The sequence below is a fragment of the Pseudoalteromonas peptidolytica genome (genome assembly GCF_012641745.1).
GTDB lineage: Bacteria > Pseudomonadota > Gammaproteobacteria > Enterobacterales > Alteromonadaceae > Pseudoalteromonas > Pseudoalteromonas peptidolytica.
On sequence record NZ_WEHZ01000002.1, the window covers coordinates 17,375 to 34,372 of the forward strand.

The window sequence follows — 16,998 nt, forward strand, 5'->3', positions numbered from 1 at the left end:
CAAGTCTTTCTTCAGTAAAATAAAGGCTTGTGCGCAGATACAGTTAAATGTGTCGCGCACCGAACAGTGAATGAGGATCACTCTCAAAGCGCATTATTTCGATACTGGCTTTTCGTAATATACGACTTCCATATCGCCTAAAATGTCAGTGTGTAGCCCTTTTTTGACAAAGCTCATCCCGAGCTTTTTCATTATATTGATAGAGCCTGTGTTGCCTTCATCAGCAATCGCACTAAAGTGCGTAACATCAGGGTTTGCACTGACTAATTCAGACATGACTTGTTGCGCCGCTTCGGTTGCAAGTCCTTTTCCCCATGATATCTGTTTAAATCGCCAGCCAAGTTCTAAATCTCGATCATTTCTTTGTTCGCTAAAAAAATGAGCAGGGCGGACTAGAATCCAGCCGAGAAAGTGTTTATCTGGCAACTCAAAACAGCCCCAAAGTCCCCATCCTTTAGACTCTTCGGTGAATGTACTTAAGCGTGGAATATAGACCGTTTTCACCTCTTCCAGTGAATTTGTTTTGCCACCTGTAATAAACTTCATCACCTCAGGGTCGCTATCAAGGTCGGCGAGCAGTTGGGCGTCTGCTGCGGTGAGCAAACGGTAATGTAGCCTTTTTGAATCCTTTACTTGCATCTATTTATACTCTCAATAAAACTTTAGCGTACAAGAGCTTACATCCTGAGTAAAGGTAGTGATTAAGTTTGCGTAGACGCAGGCGTAACGCTTGACTAAAATACGCCGGCATTTTTTGATGGGGAACAGAGTGAACAATTCAGTATTAGCACTTAGACAGCAACAAATTGCTGCTGCACGACGAGAGTATAAAGCCAGAGGCTCCAAATTAGCGCGTTGTGAATGTTGCTTATTAGCGTCCACTTTGTGTATTTGCAATAAAGTACAAGTTGCTGAAGCAAACTGTGCAGTATGCTTGTTAATGTATCACAACGAAAGCTTTAAACCGTCCAATACCGGGCGTCTCATTGCTGATGTTATTCCTGATAATTATGCGTTTCGTTGGGACAGAACAGAACCTGATGAAGGTTTATTGGCGCTACTTGCAGATCCACAATATGCGCCGATAGTCGTTTTTCCTGAACAAGGGGTAGAGCCTGAGCGGGTGATCACGCAAATACATCGTACAGCCGATAAAAAACCATTGTTTATCTTTTTGGACGGAACATGGCGAGAAGCGAAAAAAATGTTTCGAAAAAGCCCTTACTTGGATAACCTGCCTGTGCTGTCAATCGCACCGGATAAGCTTTCAGATTATAAGCTTCGGGTGGCACCACATGAGCACCAGCTTGGAACGGCAGAAGTGGCTTGCGTATTGTTTGCTGAGTGTGGTGAGCAAGATGCAGCTGATAAATTAACTGCCCACTTTGTCGACTTCAGAGATGCTTACCTAAAAGGAAAGCGCAGCAAAATGTAGCCTAGGTATATTGTGAGCAATCACTAATACCAATTTGACTTACTACTTGTTCAATCTGACGGAGTAAATCTGACGCTAACCGTGTTAAAAATTTCTTATTTAGAACAACTAAATAGCAAAATTTTTGCTTTGCCTACAGGACGTAGGTACCTCGGCGTGAGCTGGACGCGGAAGCGGTGTTATCGACAAGATTTTCTCGCCTCAAAACAGACCACTTAATTAAGAAAATAGGTATTATTGCTAACTATTGATGTTATTCCGAATGATAGGCTGTAAATGGATACTTCATTTTGTGCAAATAATGCAATTGGTATAACGACGCTTTTGATTTACATAGCCTCAATAGCGGGTGAGTTTAGAGAGGGAGCAAAATAAGAAGAGCGCGACCCATTGCTGAGCCGCGCTTACGGAATCTTCTAACTGCATCCTGCAAAGTTGAGTAGTTCAACGTCCTGAATCTTTCCTCTTCCATGGTATCGCTTAGTGTTCTCATTTTGCGAATAAAGGCATCTAGCCCTGTGTCCTTGTTCCTTTTAAACGTCCGCTGTATTATCCTTCGCCGTCCAATTGCTAAGAACATCCATTTGTTCTCATTGTCCCTTGTTGCTACTTTCCAAAGCAGCAGTGCCAATAATCGCTTTATCTACTTAGGCACTTAGTAGCTTGAAGCTAGTATATCAAGCTAAGTGTTGCGTTTATAACTGCAACGATTGGTATCTCCTAAACCACTAGTTACGGGTACATCCTTTGTACCTTCCTTTTTCATCCTTAACCAACTGCGTATCCAACACAGTAACGTTAACCTTTAACGTCTAGCTTCTCCCCTGAAGCGCTCCTCAGGTTCATCATGAACCTTATATTCCATTCCCATCTCTGTGCTTACTCCCTGTAAACACTATCCTCGCTCTACTTACCCTCTCATCCTTTAAGTGGGTGCGCCTCCTTTTGCATTTCCTACCCTGAGCGTATCCTGATGTCCCTTTATTTCTCTTCCTGAGATGTTGTTAATTATAAGCAAGCCAAAAAAAATCGCTGTAGTTAAAAGTAGACCTTTTACAAGAGGGGTAAATATGAAAATTTATAACTTTATAAATTTCAATGGAATAGCTTTATTTTGGGTGTTATTTCAGCGTCTATTTACTCAATTTCTGGTAGTTAAGTAAGAAATATCTCACAGTTGATTTTCCACTTTTCTACAATGGATCACCAAGCCCTGATACAAGATTAAATATTCAGGGTGTAAAACGATATAATTACAGGTAGAATTATTTGATAATAATTATTGTTTACTAAATGGAGTCTTTATGAAAAAAGCACTGGTTACTTTACTGGCTGCGCTCACTTGCTTACCAGCAGTGGCGACAGAAGAGGTTAATATTTATTCGTTTAGACAACCTTTTCTAATCCAACCAATTTTGGATGATTTTACAAAGCAAACTGGTATTAAAACTAATGTGGTTTTTGCAAAAAAAGGCTTGATAGAGCGAGTTAAGCGTGAAGGTAGACACAGTCGTGCTGACCTTGTACTTACATCAAACTTCAGCGCGCTAATCCAGTTAGAGGATGAGAACCTGACGCAAACAATTAGTAGCGACACGGTTGCAAAAAATATTCCGGCAAACTTTAGAGACCCTGAAGGGCAGTGGGTAGCATTAACTAAACGGGTACGTAATGTTTATTCATCTAAAGCTCGCACTGGCAAGTTAGATGCACTTACTTATGAGGCATTAGCAGACGAGCAGTATCGCGGCAAAATTTGTACACGCTCAGGTAAGCACCCTTATAACCTTGGTTTAGTTGCCTCTATGATTGCACATCACGGTGAAGCAAAAACTAAAGCATGGCTAGAAGGGGTTAAGGAAAATTTAGCGCGCAAGCCTCAAGGTAACGATCGTGCGCAAGTGAAAGCGGTAAAAGAAGGGCTATGTGATTTAGCCATCGGAAACAGCTACTACTTCGGTAAAATGATGGAAGATGAAAAGCAAAAAGCCTGGGCTGATGCCGTTTATATCAACTTCCCAAATCAGAAAGATCGTGGTTCGCATATTAATGTTTCTGGTGTTGTCTTAACCAAGCACGCTAAAAATACTGAAAATGCCTTGAAACTCATTGAGTTTATGACCGACAATAAGGCGCAGAATATGTATGCGTCGATGAATATGGAATATCCAGTGAAACCTGGCGTCGAGTTATCTAAACTAGTGGCATCATGGGGCGAATTTAAGGAAGATAGCCTACCATTGTCAGAGATCAGTAAATACCGTCCATTAGCGCTTAAGTTAATTGATGAGGTAAAATTTGACCTTTAATGCAGTTATCATTGTCACTGTCTAAATGGCAGACGTTTGCGTGGCTGATAGGGCTTAGCTTATCAGTCCCGCTTTTATTTTTGATCGTTGAGTCGTTTCAACCAGACTCTGAAGTATTTGCTCACCTTTGGGATACTGTCCTATGGGATTACGTCAGCAATACCATTTGGCTTATTGTTGGTGTTTGTCTTGTCTGCGCGTTAATAGCTTTGCCTCTAGGTTGGTTAACCGCGTATTGTGAATTTCCTGGGCGGCGTTTTTTTGAGTGGTCGTTGATGTTACCACTGGCGATGCCAACTTACCTTATTGCATACGTCTATACGGATCTACTTGATTATGCTGGGCCTGTACAAATTGCGCTAAGAGAGTGGTTTGGGTGGCAATCACCTGATGACTATTGGTTTTTCGATATTCGCACTTTGCCCGGTGCTATCGTGATGATAGCTTTGGTACTATATCCATATTTATTTTTGATCTTCAGGACCGCACTGAGAGAGCAATCTTTCAAGCTTGTGCAAGCTAGTCAGCTTATGGGTAAATCACCTTCTCAAAGCTTTTTTAAGGTCAGTTTACCCTTATCTCGTGGTGCCATTGTTGCTGGTTTAGCGTTGATCTCAATGGAAAGTATGGCAGACTTCGCTACCGTTCACTATTTTGCTGTAAGCACGCTAACTACCGCGGTATACGATACTTGGCTTGGGTATTATTCTCTTACTGCTGCCGCAAAAATATCTGGCATTATGCTGTTGTTTTTATTTCTGGCGTTAACATTAGAGCGGTTGAGCCGGCCAACACAAGTAGTACATGAGCGCCAATCAAGTGTAAACAGCACCACGCTATATCACCTGAAAGGCACGCAGGCATGGTTGGCCAGCGGGTTTTGTTGGCTGATTCTTGCCGTAGCATTCATTGTACCAACATGGGTACTGGTCGATTATGCTATTAACTACTTTGAGCAAGCATGGAACGATAGTTTTTTCTTGTACGCGTGGCAAAGTCTAAAAATTGCATTTTGGGTGAGTGTAGTCTTGATTATCATGAGTATGTTGGTGGTATTTAACCAGCGTGTCAGTCATGGTAAGCGTGTTGCTGTGCCGGGTAAATTAGCGAGTACTGGCTACGCACTTCCAGGAACTGTGTTGGCAATCGCAGTGTTGATCCCGCTAACCTTACTAGATGATAAGCTAAACACATGGTTTGAAGGCACTCAATTTGAGCCTGGGTTATTGTTTAGTGGAACTATCTTTGCCTTAGTTTTTGCATATGTAGTGAGGTTTTATGCCATAGCTCAAGGAGCGGTAGAGTCAAGTTATCAACGGATCAGCCCAAGTCTAGATATGGCAAGCTTTTCTTTAGGACGCAATCGACTCAGCACGATGTTATCGATTCATTTGCCTTTATTACGTCGTGGTATTTTAACCGCTGCACTGTTGGTGTTTATTGAATGTATGAAAGAGCTACCCGCAGCGTTGTTATTGCGACCCTTTAATTATGAGACATTAGCCACTCATGTTTTTCAATATGTCAGTGATGAGCAGCTAGAATTAGCCTCTGTGTCGGCGTTATTTATTGTTTTAGTTGGTTTAATTCCGCTTTATGTCGTAAACCGTTCAATGGAGCAGCGAAGTTAATGCATAGCTTAGTGCTAGAAAATCTTTCTTATCGCTATGACGGCGAAGCCGTAGTGAATAACTTAACTCTAAATGTAGAGCAAAATGAGATCGTATGTTTGCTCGGTGCTAGCGGTTGCGGAAAAACCACGACACTTAAAGTGATTGCTGGCTTGATAGAGCCATTTCAGGGTAGCGTCAGTATTTTGGGTAAAGCCATGAATGGTGCGAGCGGATTTATCCCACCACAAAAGCGTAATATTGGGATGATGTTTCAAGATTACGCGCTATTTCCGCACTTGACTGTGGCACAAAATGTGGCGTTTGGTTTAACTATCAAAGATAAATCGGCGCGTGAAAGCAGAGTCGCTGAAATGCTCAACTTGGTGCAGCTTCAAGGCTATGCAGCACGCTTCCCTCATGAGCTTTCTGGTGGTCAGCAACAACGAGTTGCGATTGCTCGTGCACTGGCATACAAGCCTAATTTGCTATTACTTGATGAGCCATTTTCAAATATTGATGCGCAGGTACGTTTTCAATTAATTAATGATATTCGTCGTATCATTAAAGATCAGCAAGTTTCTGCTATTTTTGTGAGCCACTCAAAGGAAGAGGCGTTTGCTTTTGCCGATCGCCTTGCCATTATGGACAAAGGAAAGATTGCCCAAGTTGGTGATCCAAAAACACTATTTCAACGTCCCAAAAGTAAAATGGTTGCTGAATTTTTAGGCCAAGGGATCTACATTCCTGCACAAAGGGTCAATGGTGCTTCCGTCGAAACGAAATTTGGTGCTGTACACTCTTTGGTTGAACTTGGGAATATGGATGCAAAAGGTGAAGTGTATCTACGACCGCAGCATATTACTCTAGAAAATTGCGCCCAAGGCAGTGTTAAGATCCTTAATCAACGTTTTATGGGAACAGAGTATATTTATCGCGTGACCGTAGAGGGTCAAGAGCTTGAGGTATCTCACCCTGCACATGAGCCTCTTGACTTAACTAAACCAATCTCTTTAAAAATTAAGGCACATGCTGTAAATTTCTTTTCTTAATAGTAGATGAATAAAGCAGGGAGTAGAGCATGGCGCTTGCCCAATCTGGTGTGTGTGCTGAAGCTAATTTGCACGGCTTACATTTGTTCTTCAATGTGCTTGAAGGGCAAGATGAAGCGTTACGAGCGGCGCTTGGTAATTGCGGGCGTCTACAAGAAGAATTAGAAGACCGCTTTTCTGAGTCCATGTTGTCGAGTTTTGTGGCTATTGGTGCACAGTATTGGCCGCATATCTATCCCGAATTTATTCCTAAAGAGCTAAAAAGCTTTCCGCACATTATTGATGCGGAGCATACCGTACATACTCAACCTTTCGACTTACTCTATGTGATCCGCTCTGATCGCGAAGATGTTAATCATATCTTTGCCCAAAGTGTATTGCATATGCTCAATGGTTTAGTCGAGATGGTGGCACACGTCCGTGCTTTTCGTTTTCTGGATGGGCGTGATTTTAACGGTTTTATTTACGGCGCCAATAATCCCAGAGGGCGTAGCAAGCGTGAAGTGGCTTTGGTGCATAACCCAAATGCAGCTGATCACCTAGGAAGTTATATTCATGTAAAGCGGGTGAAGTTTGACCTAATGCGTTGGCAGAGTTTATCACTCAGTGAACAAGAGCATTTAATGGGTCGCACACGGTTAGACAATGACTTGATAGTCGATTGTGAGCTCCCGAACCACGCAACTTTAACCGAATTAAAAGATGAAAATGGTCATGCGCTAATACTGGAGCAAAGTATGCCATTTGGCGATGTATTTGAACAAGGAAGCTTGTATTTAAGCTGTAGCGCCAAAGGTGATGCGTTTGAGCAGGTGTTAAAAAATAGGCTGGGAGTAGCAGAGAATTATGATCCGATATTAGATTATTCCAGCGCAGATATGGGGTCTGCTTTTTTTGCACCATCCTTAGAGTTTTTGTCAGTGATGGCAAAAATGCCGGAGTGAGTCGCAAGTTGATCTGAATACTATTTTGACCGAGCGGTCTTCTTATTTTGGAATTAGACAGAAAGTAATATAAAGCAAGCATTGAGGCGACGGCCTGGTCTTTCCTTTATCCAATCCAAATAGTTGTAAACTTACTTGTTACAAATTAACCAAAATGGTAATTTTATGTAATAAATAATTCCTTTATTTATTTTTTTTGGAATTGTAATTGCTTAGTAATGCAGCTATCAACATGATTTACCCTCTTAAGCAAGTTGGTATCACTTTAATAATGGATAAAATAATGAGAATAAAAACCTTCTGCCTGACTACACTGTGTCTTTTTTCATTGTCGGTTAGTGCTGCAAATGACGTATATGGGACTGTTGATCAACTGATCACAAGGTCGGGTGCTAATGGCGACCACGCAGTTTACTTTAGAATTGAAGTAATGAAAGAGTACTCTAATTTTGAAACTTGTATTGCCAATGGTGATGAGCTTACATGGCAATTAGACCTTTCTTCACCTGTCGCGCAATATCAATTTGATATTCTGAAAAAATCATATTCGGAGCGTTTGCCTGTTAGGATCATCGGACATGAGGATGTTTGCGCTAATGGTGAAGCTCAATCCGATAAAATATTTGAGCTCAGTCCTTGGTCATGGAGTGAATACTCAATGAAAAAAGTCGCAGCGCCTAAATAATTTGAACCTTGAATAATTAATGCCTTCCTAGCAGCGAGTTTTAGCGCGAATTGCGCCGAGCTGATACCAATTTTCTTAATTAAGTGGTCTATTTTGAGGCGAGAAAATCTTGTCGATAACCCCGCTACCGCGTCCTCTACCTCCGTGTAGGCAAGGCAAAAATTTTGCTATTTAGTTGTTCTAAATAAGAAATTTTTAACGCGGTTAGCGTCAGGTTTTCGCCTTCAAATTGAGCAAGTATTAAGTCAAATTGGTATCATAGCATGTATGGATTTTTCGCACCTGAGTCATTACTGACGACGGGTCTTGATTTAATTTCCTCAAGCTTATGTAAAATGTCTTTGAGCTGTTGCTGAACTGGCTCTGTATTTGAGTTTGTTAGGGTATTTGCTAATAATGTCGTGACGGCCTCAAGCGCTTTTGCATTACTGTCATCAAGGTGATTATCGACTTGGATCTGCGGTTGTGCCACCGCCTCTAAGCGATCTGACAAGTATGAAAATAACGTATTTTGCTGCTGACTCTGTTGACCCAATGCGTGTTGTATTTGTGCTTGAGTGTTAAGCAAGTCATTGAGTTTATCCAGATTAGCGAGTAGCTGCTGGCCATTCGCGGTTTGTTGGATAGTATTTTGTAACCCTGTCATTTCCTGAACAACTTGTTGCTGTGAAGCTATCAATTGTGTTAACGGGGCAACATAAGGCTGCTGTGATAAGGTCTCTCGTAGCTCAGTTAACTGGGTGGAGAACTCTTGTTCGTCAAGCACTTGAGCCAATTGCTGCAGCAGCGCACTGTAATCAAAGCTAAGCTGTTCTTTATCGAGTTTAGCGGCGATTTGGGCAAGGGATTTATTAACAAAGCTTAGTTGTTCAACGGCCAATTGTGCAGGGCTTCCTTCATCACTACTACGGTTTAGGCGCGCGTACTCTGCTTTAATTTCATACCAGCGAGCCGCTGCTTCATCCGTTAATGTGCCGCGCAATTGGGCCAGTTTTAGTAGATTTTCTTCACTGCCTTTGCTCAGTGTTTGTGCCTCACCGCGGTAGTGATCTTGAATTAGGTTTTCAAGCTCACTGTCATTCATGGCAGCAACCACCTTTTCAGCCATTTTATTCATATTACGGTAGCTGCCTTGTAATTTAAACGGCGGCTCTGTGCGGTAGTTATCATCTTGCGCAGCAGAGGCAATATACTGTGCATTTACTTTTAAAATAGTGTCGCGAATGGTGAGTAGCTTTTTCAGTACGCTGACAATTTCATTTACTTGTGCTTGAGAGTAATTAAACTCCAATTCATTAATAGAAAGATCTTCACCTTGAGCAATGCGAACCAGTTGATATAAGTCTTCCATGCCACGATTAGCAAGAGGTGCGAGCACGGCGTTGGAAGTGAGCGTATTTTCAATAAAGCTCATCGCAAATTCTTGTTCACAGCCACTTAGGGTATCACCAAGATTATAAATATCGGCACGGTTGGCTAGCATATCAGGGATTTTAAATGACTCACCAGATTCGGTATAAGGGTTTCCAGCCATTACCACGGCAAACTTCTTACCTCTGAGATCATAGGTTTTACTGCGACCGTTCCACACACCGTCTATGCGTCTTGAGCCGTCACATAAAGAAATGAATTTTTGTAAAAACTCAGGGTTGGTATGCTGAATATCGTCAAGGTATAGCATCACGTTATTGCCCATCTCAAAGCTTTGATTGATCTTTTCAATTTCTTTTGCAGCAGTGGCGTTGATGGCTTGCGCGGGATCTAAGGATAATTGGTCATGACCAATTGATGGACAGTTTACCTTAACGAAAGTGAGTCCTAGGCGATTCGCTACATATTCTATTAGCGTGGTTTTACCATAGCCCGGTGGTGAAATAAGGAGTAGCATGCCCATTAAATCGGTGCGTTTATTATTACCTGCCGCTCCGATTTGTTTTGCTAAGTTATCGCCAATAATAGGGAAGTAGACTTTGTCAATCAGCTGATTTCGCACAAATGAGCTTAGTGGTCTGGGTTTAAACTCATCCAGCTGCAAGCGCTGCTTTTGTGCCTCAAGCACTTGTGCTTTTAGTTGTTGGTACTGTTTGTAAGCGGGAACATGAATACTAAGATACTCATTGCTTCGGGCAAAAAAGTCGGCGTAATCTAGGTGTAGCACTTGGTTCTCGATCCGTGGGTGTTGACCCATTAAACCTGAGATCTCGGTTTTTATTTCGGCTTCTTTGACTTGGTAGGTGAGGCTAAAATGCTTAGAGAGCAAAATGCTGTTTGCCGCTTCGAGTAATATCTCTGTGCTTGCATTTTGCTTATTGCCATAGGCGCGCAGCCAGCTGCTTAGTAGGCGACATTTGTCTGCAAGTTTAGTTAAATGCGCCAATGAGTCTTCAAGTTGTTGCCACACCCCTTTGGCTTTTGCCATTGAGATAAACTGCTCGCTTATCTGTTTAGCCGACGCTGCCAGATCAAATTGTCTCGGTTTGTGTTGCCTAGCAAGGGCTTTAATGAGGTAAGCTGCACTTAATTCGCCTGAAAAGCGGCTTAACTCTTCTACATAGCCCGATAAGTTCTGTTGGCAAAATACAGTGATATGTTTACTTAGTGTGTTGCTCAGCTGCTGGCTAAAACCATGATCATCTAACTTCGTTGCCATTAACTCAGCTTGTGTCGCTTGAAACGTCAATTCAGTGAGCTCAGGTTGGCTTAGTTGTGTATAAAATAACTGTGCTGCAACCCGACAACTGGCTGGATAGATGAGTAACCCCAGCTGTTGCTTTTGTTGTAGTAAGTTCTCTAAAATCAGACTGGCATCATGATCGTGAATGCCTTTTTCATAGCCTTCTTGGTATCTTGGCTCGGCATACTTTTGTACGATGGCAAGCAAACTTCCATTATCAGCAGCAAGCTCAAGTGTAGCTTGAGTAAAATCATTCTCTTCTTGTTCAGCAGCAGCCAAAACTTGTGCTGCTAAGTACTCTCCACGATAGAAATGGCGATTCTCTGATATCAGATTTTGTTGCCAGTAGGCACTTGCATCATTAAGTAATTGGTTGCTTTTTGAATCTGGAATAACATCAAAATACTCAGTACCTGTGAGGTGTAACATGAGCTGTTCGTCACGTGGTAGCAAAGTCAAATCAAGCATTTGTTTGTTAACACTGAATGCGTGTTTTCCTACTTTTACTGTGTTGCCACCATCGGTATAGATATCTTGCTTGTCTCGCAAAGCTCGGATCGCTTGATCTTTACAGGCTTTGAGTTTGGCCTGAATATCATCTGCTTTCACTTCATCACTGAGATCTTTTAGCTCTTGGGTTAAATCGCGAAGCTTGCCAATCATAGGATCAGACGCAAAATAGCTATTAATGTCATCTAAAGTTTTAAAGCTTTGTGTGCGCCTTGTTACCCCTTGTAAAATACGTTCGGCAGCGTTTGCTAAGCTCAGTGCGCGGCGCTGTCTGTCGTCAATGAGCTGCTGTTTATGTGCCTCAAAGCTTTCATAAACGTCATCACGTTTAGCCAAAATCTCCGTTAAAAATTCATCATATTGACTAAACTGGGACTCTAATTCTTCTAGCTGAATAAGCAAGCGAGATAACTGTTCATCACACTGCTCTGGGGTTTTAGCTGCGCTAAGACCACTGGTAATACTTTGACTAAAGAGCTTAAAGCGAGCTGCAAATTCCGCTTTAGCCTCAACGCTGCCGACACTTTTTTTCTGAATTTCTAATGCTGCTTTGGTGCGATTTACTTGGCCATAAATAGTGCTGACATCTTCCAAAATTTTAGTGCGAACACGGCTATCTTCAATGTCGAGATCCAGCATGGTGTGGTTGAGCAAATCAAGCTCAGCGCTCAAAGTTTCTAAGTTCGATAGAAAGCCATTTAGTTCTGTGACACTTTCAGTGTGTGCTCTGGCTTCTTCTAAACCCTCAAGTTGGGCGTAGTAGGGCGCTAATGCACTGTCTTGTTGCAAAAACTCGGCAGTTTTGTGGCTTAGACTTAGGGTGTGTTCATCAATTTGCTGCTGCATTGCAAAGAGCGCTTCAAGGTTGATGTATTTCACCTCTTCAAGGCTAATTACTTTTCCCTTTAAATGCTTAAGTGACTCTAAACTTTGCACAAACTGTTCTGCTTTTTTAAAGCTGTCTGGGCGTACTTCCCGTAATACGTCTTGTAAGGACTGTTGTATTTCAGCTTCTGCGCGTTTGGCGTCAGCTTCAATTTGACTTACTTTTTCAAACTCATCAAGTACTTGTTCTGAAGTTTCAAAAATATCATGCAGCTTTGCCGTTACGTCTTTAAAATCGGGCTCTGCAAGCCAGTGGTAACGGTCTAAAATACTGCGGGTCAGGGCTATCAAATCTTCATAATGAAATACCGTTGGGCTTTGGTCGTTGATTGCTTTAAAAACGCTGTATAAATCAGAGATCGCCCGTACTAAATCAGGGTTCCCAATCCGGCCAAATAATCCAGTGGCTCGAGGCGCTTTGGCGGCAAACTCACTGCTATAAAAAGGGCTTTGCCAGATCTGAATAGGGTGAACGCGTTCAGGCTCAGGCTCCGCTTTAAAGGTCAGCGCCAAACCGTCGTCATAAATACCATAGCCATGACAATAAATAGGGTTTTGCAGATTTTTCTCAATAATATTATAAGAGAAGAGTGCATAGCGCCCATCGTTTGGTTCGTAAAAAATATAGAGTACGTCTTCACCATTGGGGGATTTGAGCTGACGATGAAAAATTAACTCATCTAGTTGGTCGTCAAAATAGCGAGTTTGCCCAGATTGCAGGTAATATCCCCCAGGAAAAATAATACCTTGATTCTCTGGTAGCTGCACACAGGCACCACCTAGTGCATCTTGGCGCAGTATCTGCTGGGTACGACAGTTATAAATAAAGTAACGCCACTGTTTTTCACGATAGGGGAGCAACTTGAGCAGTACCATTTCGCCAACTTCGGCAAAGCGTAAATCGCAATCTGTAAGCGATTGGCTGGCGTCATCTACATCTTCTTGGTAAATACCTTCACCACTTTGGGTGTTATTTTCAATTTTAACGGTGAGTTTGCCGCGAGAAACTTCTATAAAGACTTTATCGTTTACATTAATATGTGGATGGCGGCCTTCGACATGGTCGGAGCGGTCGGTTTTTTGCCACTCAAAGTCAAAGTTTTCTACCTCGCCTAAGTCACGCTCTCCGCGGTTATCAATGTAATCTAAGGTCTCGTCTTTGGCGATCTGCCAGCGAAATACACGGACATCAGAGAGTTTTTCACCAATCTGAAATAGCGCAAAGAGCTTGTTTGATTTGACAAAGAGGTGTTGTAGTCGAGTGTCTTTGTAATAGGTGTATAATTCATCAAAGTCACGTAAAAAACGCGGATCGGTAAGAAACTTAGTTTCTTGGGGGTAAGGCTCTATCTCGTAATGGTCATCTTGCAGGTGTAGTTTTTGTACTGTGAATACATCACTCACTTGGGTGTTTTGTTTGAGCCCCATAAACACATTGTAGGCGAAGATAAGTTTATCGCCTATGAGCACGATGTCTCGTGGCACGCAGTTATGCTCAGTACGAACTCTTGCTCGACCTTGTACTTTAAGTTCTGTACTACCAAAGGTATCAACACGTTGTTGGTTAATTTGGTCTATTTGGCTTTTTAGATCGTTACCAAAGTTGCCAAGTCGGCGCTTTATGAGTTGATAAGAATCTTGCTCGAGCGTTCGCTCTGGCGCTTGTTGCGTTGCTTCCGTCATTCTTTGCTTTCCTATGTTCACTGCGCAAATGGGGAAGGAGCCAAGATTTTGGCCCCTTTGCTTGATTACTCTACAGGTTCGTTTTGTTTACTGGCATTTAATGAACCACCAAGTAACTTGAGTAACTGCTGTTTATCCGCATCTGAGCTGCTGCTCAGTTGTTGGAAAAACTTACTCATGTTGATGTTCTTTAGTGTTTCAGAAGACGCATTGGCACCTGCTAGCACCCCTTTTAGGTCATCCATTAGGTTGCGCTCACCATTTAAGTGATCTTTGAATACAGTTTGCACAGTCTTGCTTTCCCCAACTAAGCCATCGATAGACTTACCTACGGTAATCGCATTCATGAACTGGTTAAAGAACTGACCGTCGCCACCCATAAAGTTAATATCAGCACCGCTTAGTGCTTTGCCTAACACATCTGCTTGGCTTGCTGAAACTTGTTTATTTGCCTCGATATTCGCCAGTGTCAGTTCTTTTTGCTGATTTAGTTGCAGTGTGAAGGCTTCGTATTCACGAGCATCGTTATCCATCTTGTTAAGCGCTTCAAGCTTTTCTGTGAGACCTTTTGCCTCAGCTGACATTCTGCGTTCAAGATTGATGGCTTCCGCCTCACCTTGTTTTTCAATGGCGTCAGCCATGGCTGTCTGCACTTCGGCTTCTGCCATACCAATGTCACGCTTGCCTTGTGCTTCAGCTTCAAGTCTTTGTCTTAGTACTTGTGCTTCTGTTTCACCTTGCAGTGCATTAGCGGTTGCTTTCGCTTTGATAATATCGGCTTCAGCAAGCCCAGATGCTGCAGCTTCAACTTGCGAAGCTTCTGCCAATATCTTCTTCGACTCAGCTGTCTGATTTGCAATACGTAGCTCTGCTGAAGCCATTTTTTCCATTTCACGGGCTTTAAACTCAGTTGCTTGCTCTTTGGCCTTTGCCGCTTCAATATCTTTCACTAGAGCTTCTTCGGCCTCTGCTTGCGCAAGAATAATTTTGGCTTGCTTTTGACGCTCAGCATCAGCAATACACTGTACATCTTTGATACGCTCTTGCTCTTCTGCGACGGTCTTCTCGACAGCAACGCGTTCACGCTGAACGTCAGCAATTTCTTTTTGCTCAACCTCAAGAGCTTTGGCTTTTTGAATACGTAAAATTTCGGTTTCGCGCTCGCGTTCGATGATTTCAATTTCTCGTGAGCGTGCCACTTTCTCTTCTTCAATGGCAAGCAAGCGAAGGCGGTTTTGCTCCGCTACGTCGATTTCACGTTGTTTGTTATGCTCAGCAATCGCGATTGCTTCATCGGCTTTTAAACGAGCCTCTTCGGCTTTTAAGCGTTCTTCATGTTTCACGCGCTCCGCTTCAGCAGCTTCTCTTGCACGCACCGATTCAATTTCACGACGTTGTTTTGCGCTTGCATCTTCTCTTTGACGCTCAACTTCTGCGGCTTTTTCGAATGCAGCTTGGTTTTGATTGTCGATCTGCGCTTTCTCATCACATTTAAGCTGATTGGTTTCAACGTTTTGCCTAGAGGTTTTTTCGGTAATACGACGAATACCTTCAGCGTCGAGGATGTTATTTGGATCTAGTTTATCAATAGAAGTTTGCTCAAGGTAATCAATCGCGACATCTTCTAATGTATAGCCCGATAAATCCTGGCCAATCACCTCTTTAATTGCATCACGGAATTCATTACGGTGAGTAAACAACTCCTCAAAGTTCATACGTTTACCTACTGTTTTCAAGGCTTCTGAGAATTTGGCCTCAAACAGTGCTTGCAAGGTTTCTGGTGCTGATGCGCGAGCGCAACCAACTTGCTTTGCAACACGTAGAATGTCTTCTTTATTTTCGTTGACGCGGATATAAAAGGTAATGGCAATATCGGCACGGATATTGTCTTTACAGATGAGGCCGCTGTTATCACGGCGCTCTAATACCATGCGATTAGTTGAAATATCCATCACTTCCATTTTGTGGATCACGGGTAATACAACACCGCCTGTGGTAGTAACATCAGGCTCATTTTTCATTTTGTTGATGATTAATGCCTGACCCTGCTCAACCTTACGGTAGAATTTACCTATTAAAAGTAAAATGGCGAATATGATTACAATGGCTATTCCCGCGATTGCGAGTACCGGTCCGAGGTTATTTAGAAATTCCATGCTTGTTCCTGCTTTGCGCTATATAGTTTGAACCAGAAGTAGTGGCTCGTGTTTTAATTCCGTTGTTTTGTATGTTTCACCCATTGCATTGATAGTTATGTTCCTGCTGCAAATAGATAGGTGACTAAGTACGCTCTGTGTAAAGCTGTTGGCTAGATAAAAAGGCTGTTGAGTCCGATTTAACAAGCACTTTATTTTTACTTCAGATACGAGTTAATTGTGTGTTTTACTCTGTCACTAATTGAGCAGAGTAAGGGGGCAATTACCAAGGTTTAGCTACAACCGTGTAGCTATGGGTCGTGATGTCATGGTCAATAAGTAACGCACTGTCTCCTATGGTGAAGGTATTGTCTTCGTCTGAACGGATCTCAATCAGTTGTTCAGTACCCTGAATATATACTCTGGCTTGACCAAAGGTGCTACTTACGCGTGACGTGGCGATGGTACACTCAAGTCCAACCAGCGCATGTTTTGAAGTGGTTTCTTGGCTTTCAAAAAAGCGTCGTAAAGGCCTTACCAACAGCGCGGTAAGTGGTAAAGCTACGATAAGGCTGGCGAGCATGAATACTGTACCTATCAAATAATAGGAAATACCATTACCGAGCAAATAAGCAAAAAGCTGCTGAGTATATAAACTGATAATCCAGCCAAGCGATATAATAATGCTCAGTGAGATACTCAGTGGCACTCCACCAAATGCGAGTTGCCAATACGAGCTACTTGAAGCCGTGTTCGCTTCAATATCAACATCACTCTCTAAAATATCGAGATCTACCAAGCCCAGCAGAGCTATTATCCAAAATAAGATGACGATCAATAGTAAGGTTGAAAAAATGATCGTAGGAAAAGTAAATGCTGTATTTAAAAATTCCATTTGCGCTCCTTAACTCCTCGTATTTACTTTGTGCTCAGCAAATAATTAGAAAAGGCTGCGTGTTCATGGGTTTTTGCTTTCACGACTTGACAGCGCATTGCATTATAGCTGAACGAGGGATAATCGATATGCTGTGTTGCTGATAATACTCAATAGATAATTGGTATAAAACAAGCTGTCC

At 42.4% G+C, this 16,998-nt stretch carries 10 protein-coding genes; 6 read left to right on the forward strand and 4 right to left on the reverse strand.

The window, feature by feature from the left end:
* Positions 1-93: 93 nt before the first annotated feature.
* Positions 94-639: a GNAT family N-acetyltransferase gene (locus F9Y84_RS01355; protein WP_125251642.1), complete on the reverse strand. Its 546-nt coding sequence runs from the start codon at positions 637-639 to the stop codon at positions 94-96.
* A 130-nt stretch (positions 640-769) separates the two neighbouring features.
* On the opposite strand from F9Y84_RS01355, the gene F9Y84_RS01360 reads away from it, so the two are divergent.
* From F9Y84_RS01360 to F9Y84_RS01390, 6 genes are all read left to right on the forward strand, one after another.
* Entirely contained in the window at positions 770-1,435 is a 666-nt protein-coding gene (locus F9Y84_RS01360; protein ID WP_125251643.1) for a tRNA-uridine aminocarboxypropyltransferase, read from the forward strand.
* A gap of 1,304 nt (positions 1,436-2,739) precedes the next feature.
* A complete protein-coding gene (locus F9Y84_RS01370) occupies positions 2,740-3,744 on the forward strand; it encodes a Fe(3+) ABC transporter substrate-binding protein (protein WP_125251644.1) in 1,005 nt (334 codons plus the stop codon).
* Positions 3,744-5,375: an ABC transporter permease gene (locus tag F9Y84_RS01375; protein ID WP_147391308.1), complete on the forward strand. Its 1,632-nt coding sequence runs from the start codon at positions 3,744-3,746 to the stop codon at positions 5,373-5,375. Before F9Y84_RS01370 ends, F9Y84_RS01375 begins: the two co-directional genes overlap by 1 nt.
* The gene (locus F9Y84_RS01380) at positions 5,375-6,406 is read left to right on the forward strand and encodes an ABC transporter ATP-binding protein (RefSeq protein WP_147391307.1); all 1,032 of its coding nucleotides are present in this window, start codon (positions 5,375-5,377) and stop codon (positions 6,404-6,406) included. The genes F9Y84_RS01375 and F9Y84_RS01380 overlap by 1 nt, the downstream gene beginning before the upstream one ends.
* A gap of 29 nt (positions 6,407-6,435) precedes the next feature.
* Positions 6,436-7,350, forward strand: a complete 915-nt coding sequence (locus F9Y84_RS01385; RefSeq protein WP_147391306.1) for a Dyp-type peroxidase — start codon at positions 6,436-6,438, stop codon at positions 7,348-7,350.
* A 283-nt stretch (positions 7,351-7,633) separates the two neighbouring features.
* Entirely contained in the window at positions 7,634-8,035 is a 402-nt protein-coding gene (locus F9Y84_RS01390) for a hypothetical protein (protein ID WP_125251648.1), read from the forward strand.
* Between the two features lie 256 nt (positions 8,036-8,291).
* Here F9Y84_RS01390 and F9Y84_RS01395 read toward each other — a convergent pair whose 3' ends face one another.
* The 3 genes from F9Y84_RS01395 to F9Y84_RS01405 form a co-directional block, all read right to left on the reverse strand.
* Entirely contained in the window at positions 8,292-13,787 is a 5,496-nt protein-coding gene (locus F9Y84_RS01395) for a DNA repair ATPase (RefSeq protein ID WP_147389013.1), read from the reverse strand.
* A 65-nt stretch (positions 13,788-13,852) separates the two neighbouring features.
* Positions 13,853-15,943: an SPFH domain-containing protein gene (locus tag F9Y84_RS01400; RefSeq protein WP_147389012.1), complete on the reverse strand. Its 2,091-nt coding sequence runs from the start codon at positions 15,941-15,943 to the stop codon at positions 13,853-13,855.
* A 262-nt stretch (positions 15,944-16,205) separates the two neighbouring features.
* Entirely contained in the window at positions 16,206-16,817 is a 612-nt protein-coding gene (locus F9Y84_RS01405) for an OB-fold-containig protein (protein ID WP_125250968.1), read from the reverse strand.
* Positions 16,818-16,998 lie beyond the last annotated feature (181 nt).

Bases quoted from the DNA above. Each gene is read 5' to 3' on its own strand.
- F9Y84_RS01355 (WP_125251642.1), bottom strand. From the start codon at position 639: ATGCAAGTAAAGGATTCAAAAAGGCTACATTACCGTTTGCTCACCGCA.
- F9Y84_RS01370 (WP_125251644.1), top strand. From the start codon at position 2,740: ATGAAAAAAGCACTGGTTACTTTACTGGCTGCGCTCACTTGCTTACCA.
- F9Y84_RS01375 (WP_147391308.1), top strand. From the start codon at position 3,744: ATGCAGTTATCATTGTCACTGTCTAAATGGCAGACGTTTGCGTGGCTG.
- F9Y84_RS01380 (WP_147391307.1), top strand. From the start codon at position 5,375: ATGCATAGCTTAGTGCTAGAAAATCTTTCTTATCGCTATGACGGCGAA.
- F9Y84_RS01385 (WP_147391306.1), top strand. From the start codon at position 6,436: ATGGCGCTTGCCCAATCTGGTGTGTGTGCTGAAGCTAATTTGCACGGC.
- F9Y84_RS01390 (WP_125251648.1), top strand. From the start codon at position 7,634: ATGAGAATAAAAACCTTCTGCCTGACTACACTGTGTCTTTTTTCATTG.
- F9Y84_RS01395 (WP_147389013.1), bottom strand. From the start codon at position 13,787: ATGACGGAAGCAACGCAACAAGCGCCAGAGCGAACGCTCGAGCAAGAT.
- F9Y84_RS01400 (WP_147389012.1), bottom strand. From the start codon at position 15,943: ATGGAATTTCTAAATAACCTCGGACCGGTACTCGCAATCGCGGGAATA.
- F9Y84_RS01405 (WP_125250968.1), bottom strand. From the start codon at position 16,817: ATGGAATTTTTAAATACAGCATTTACTTTTCCTACGATCATTTTTTCA.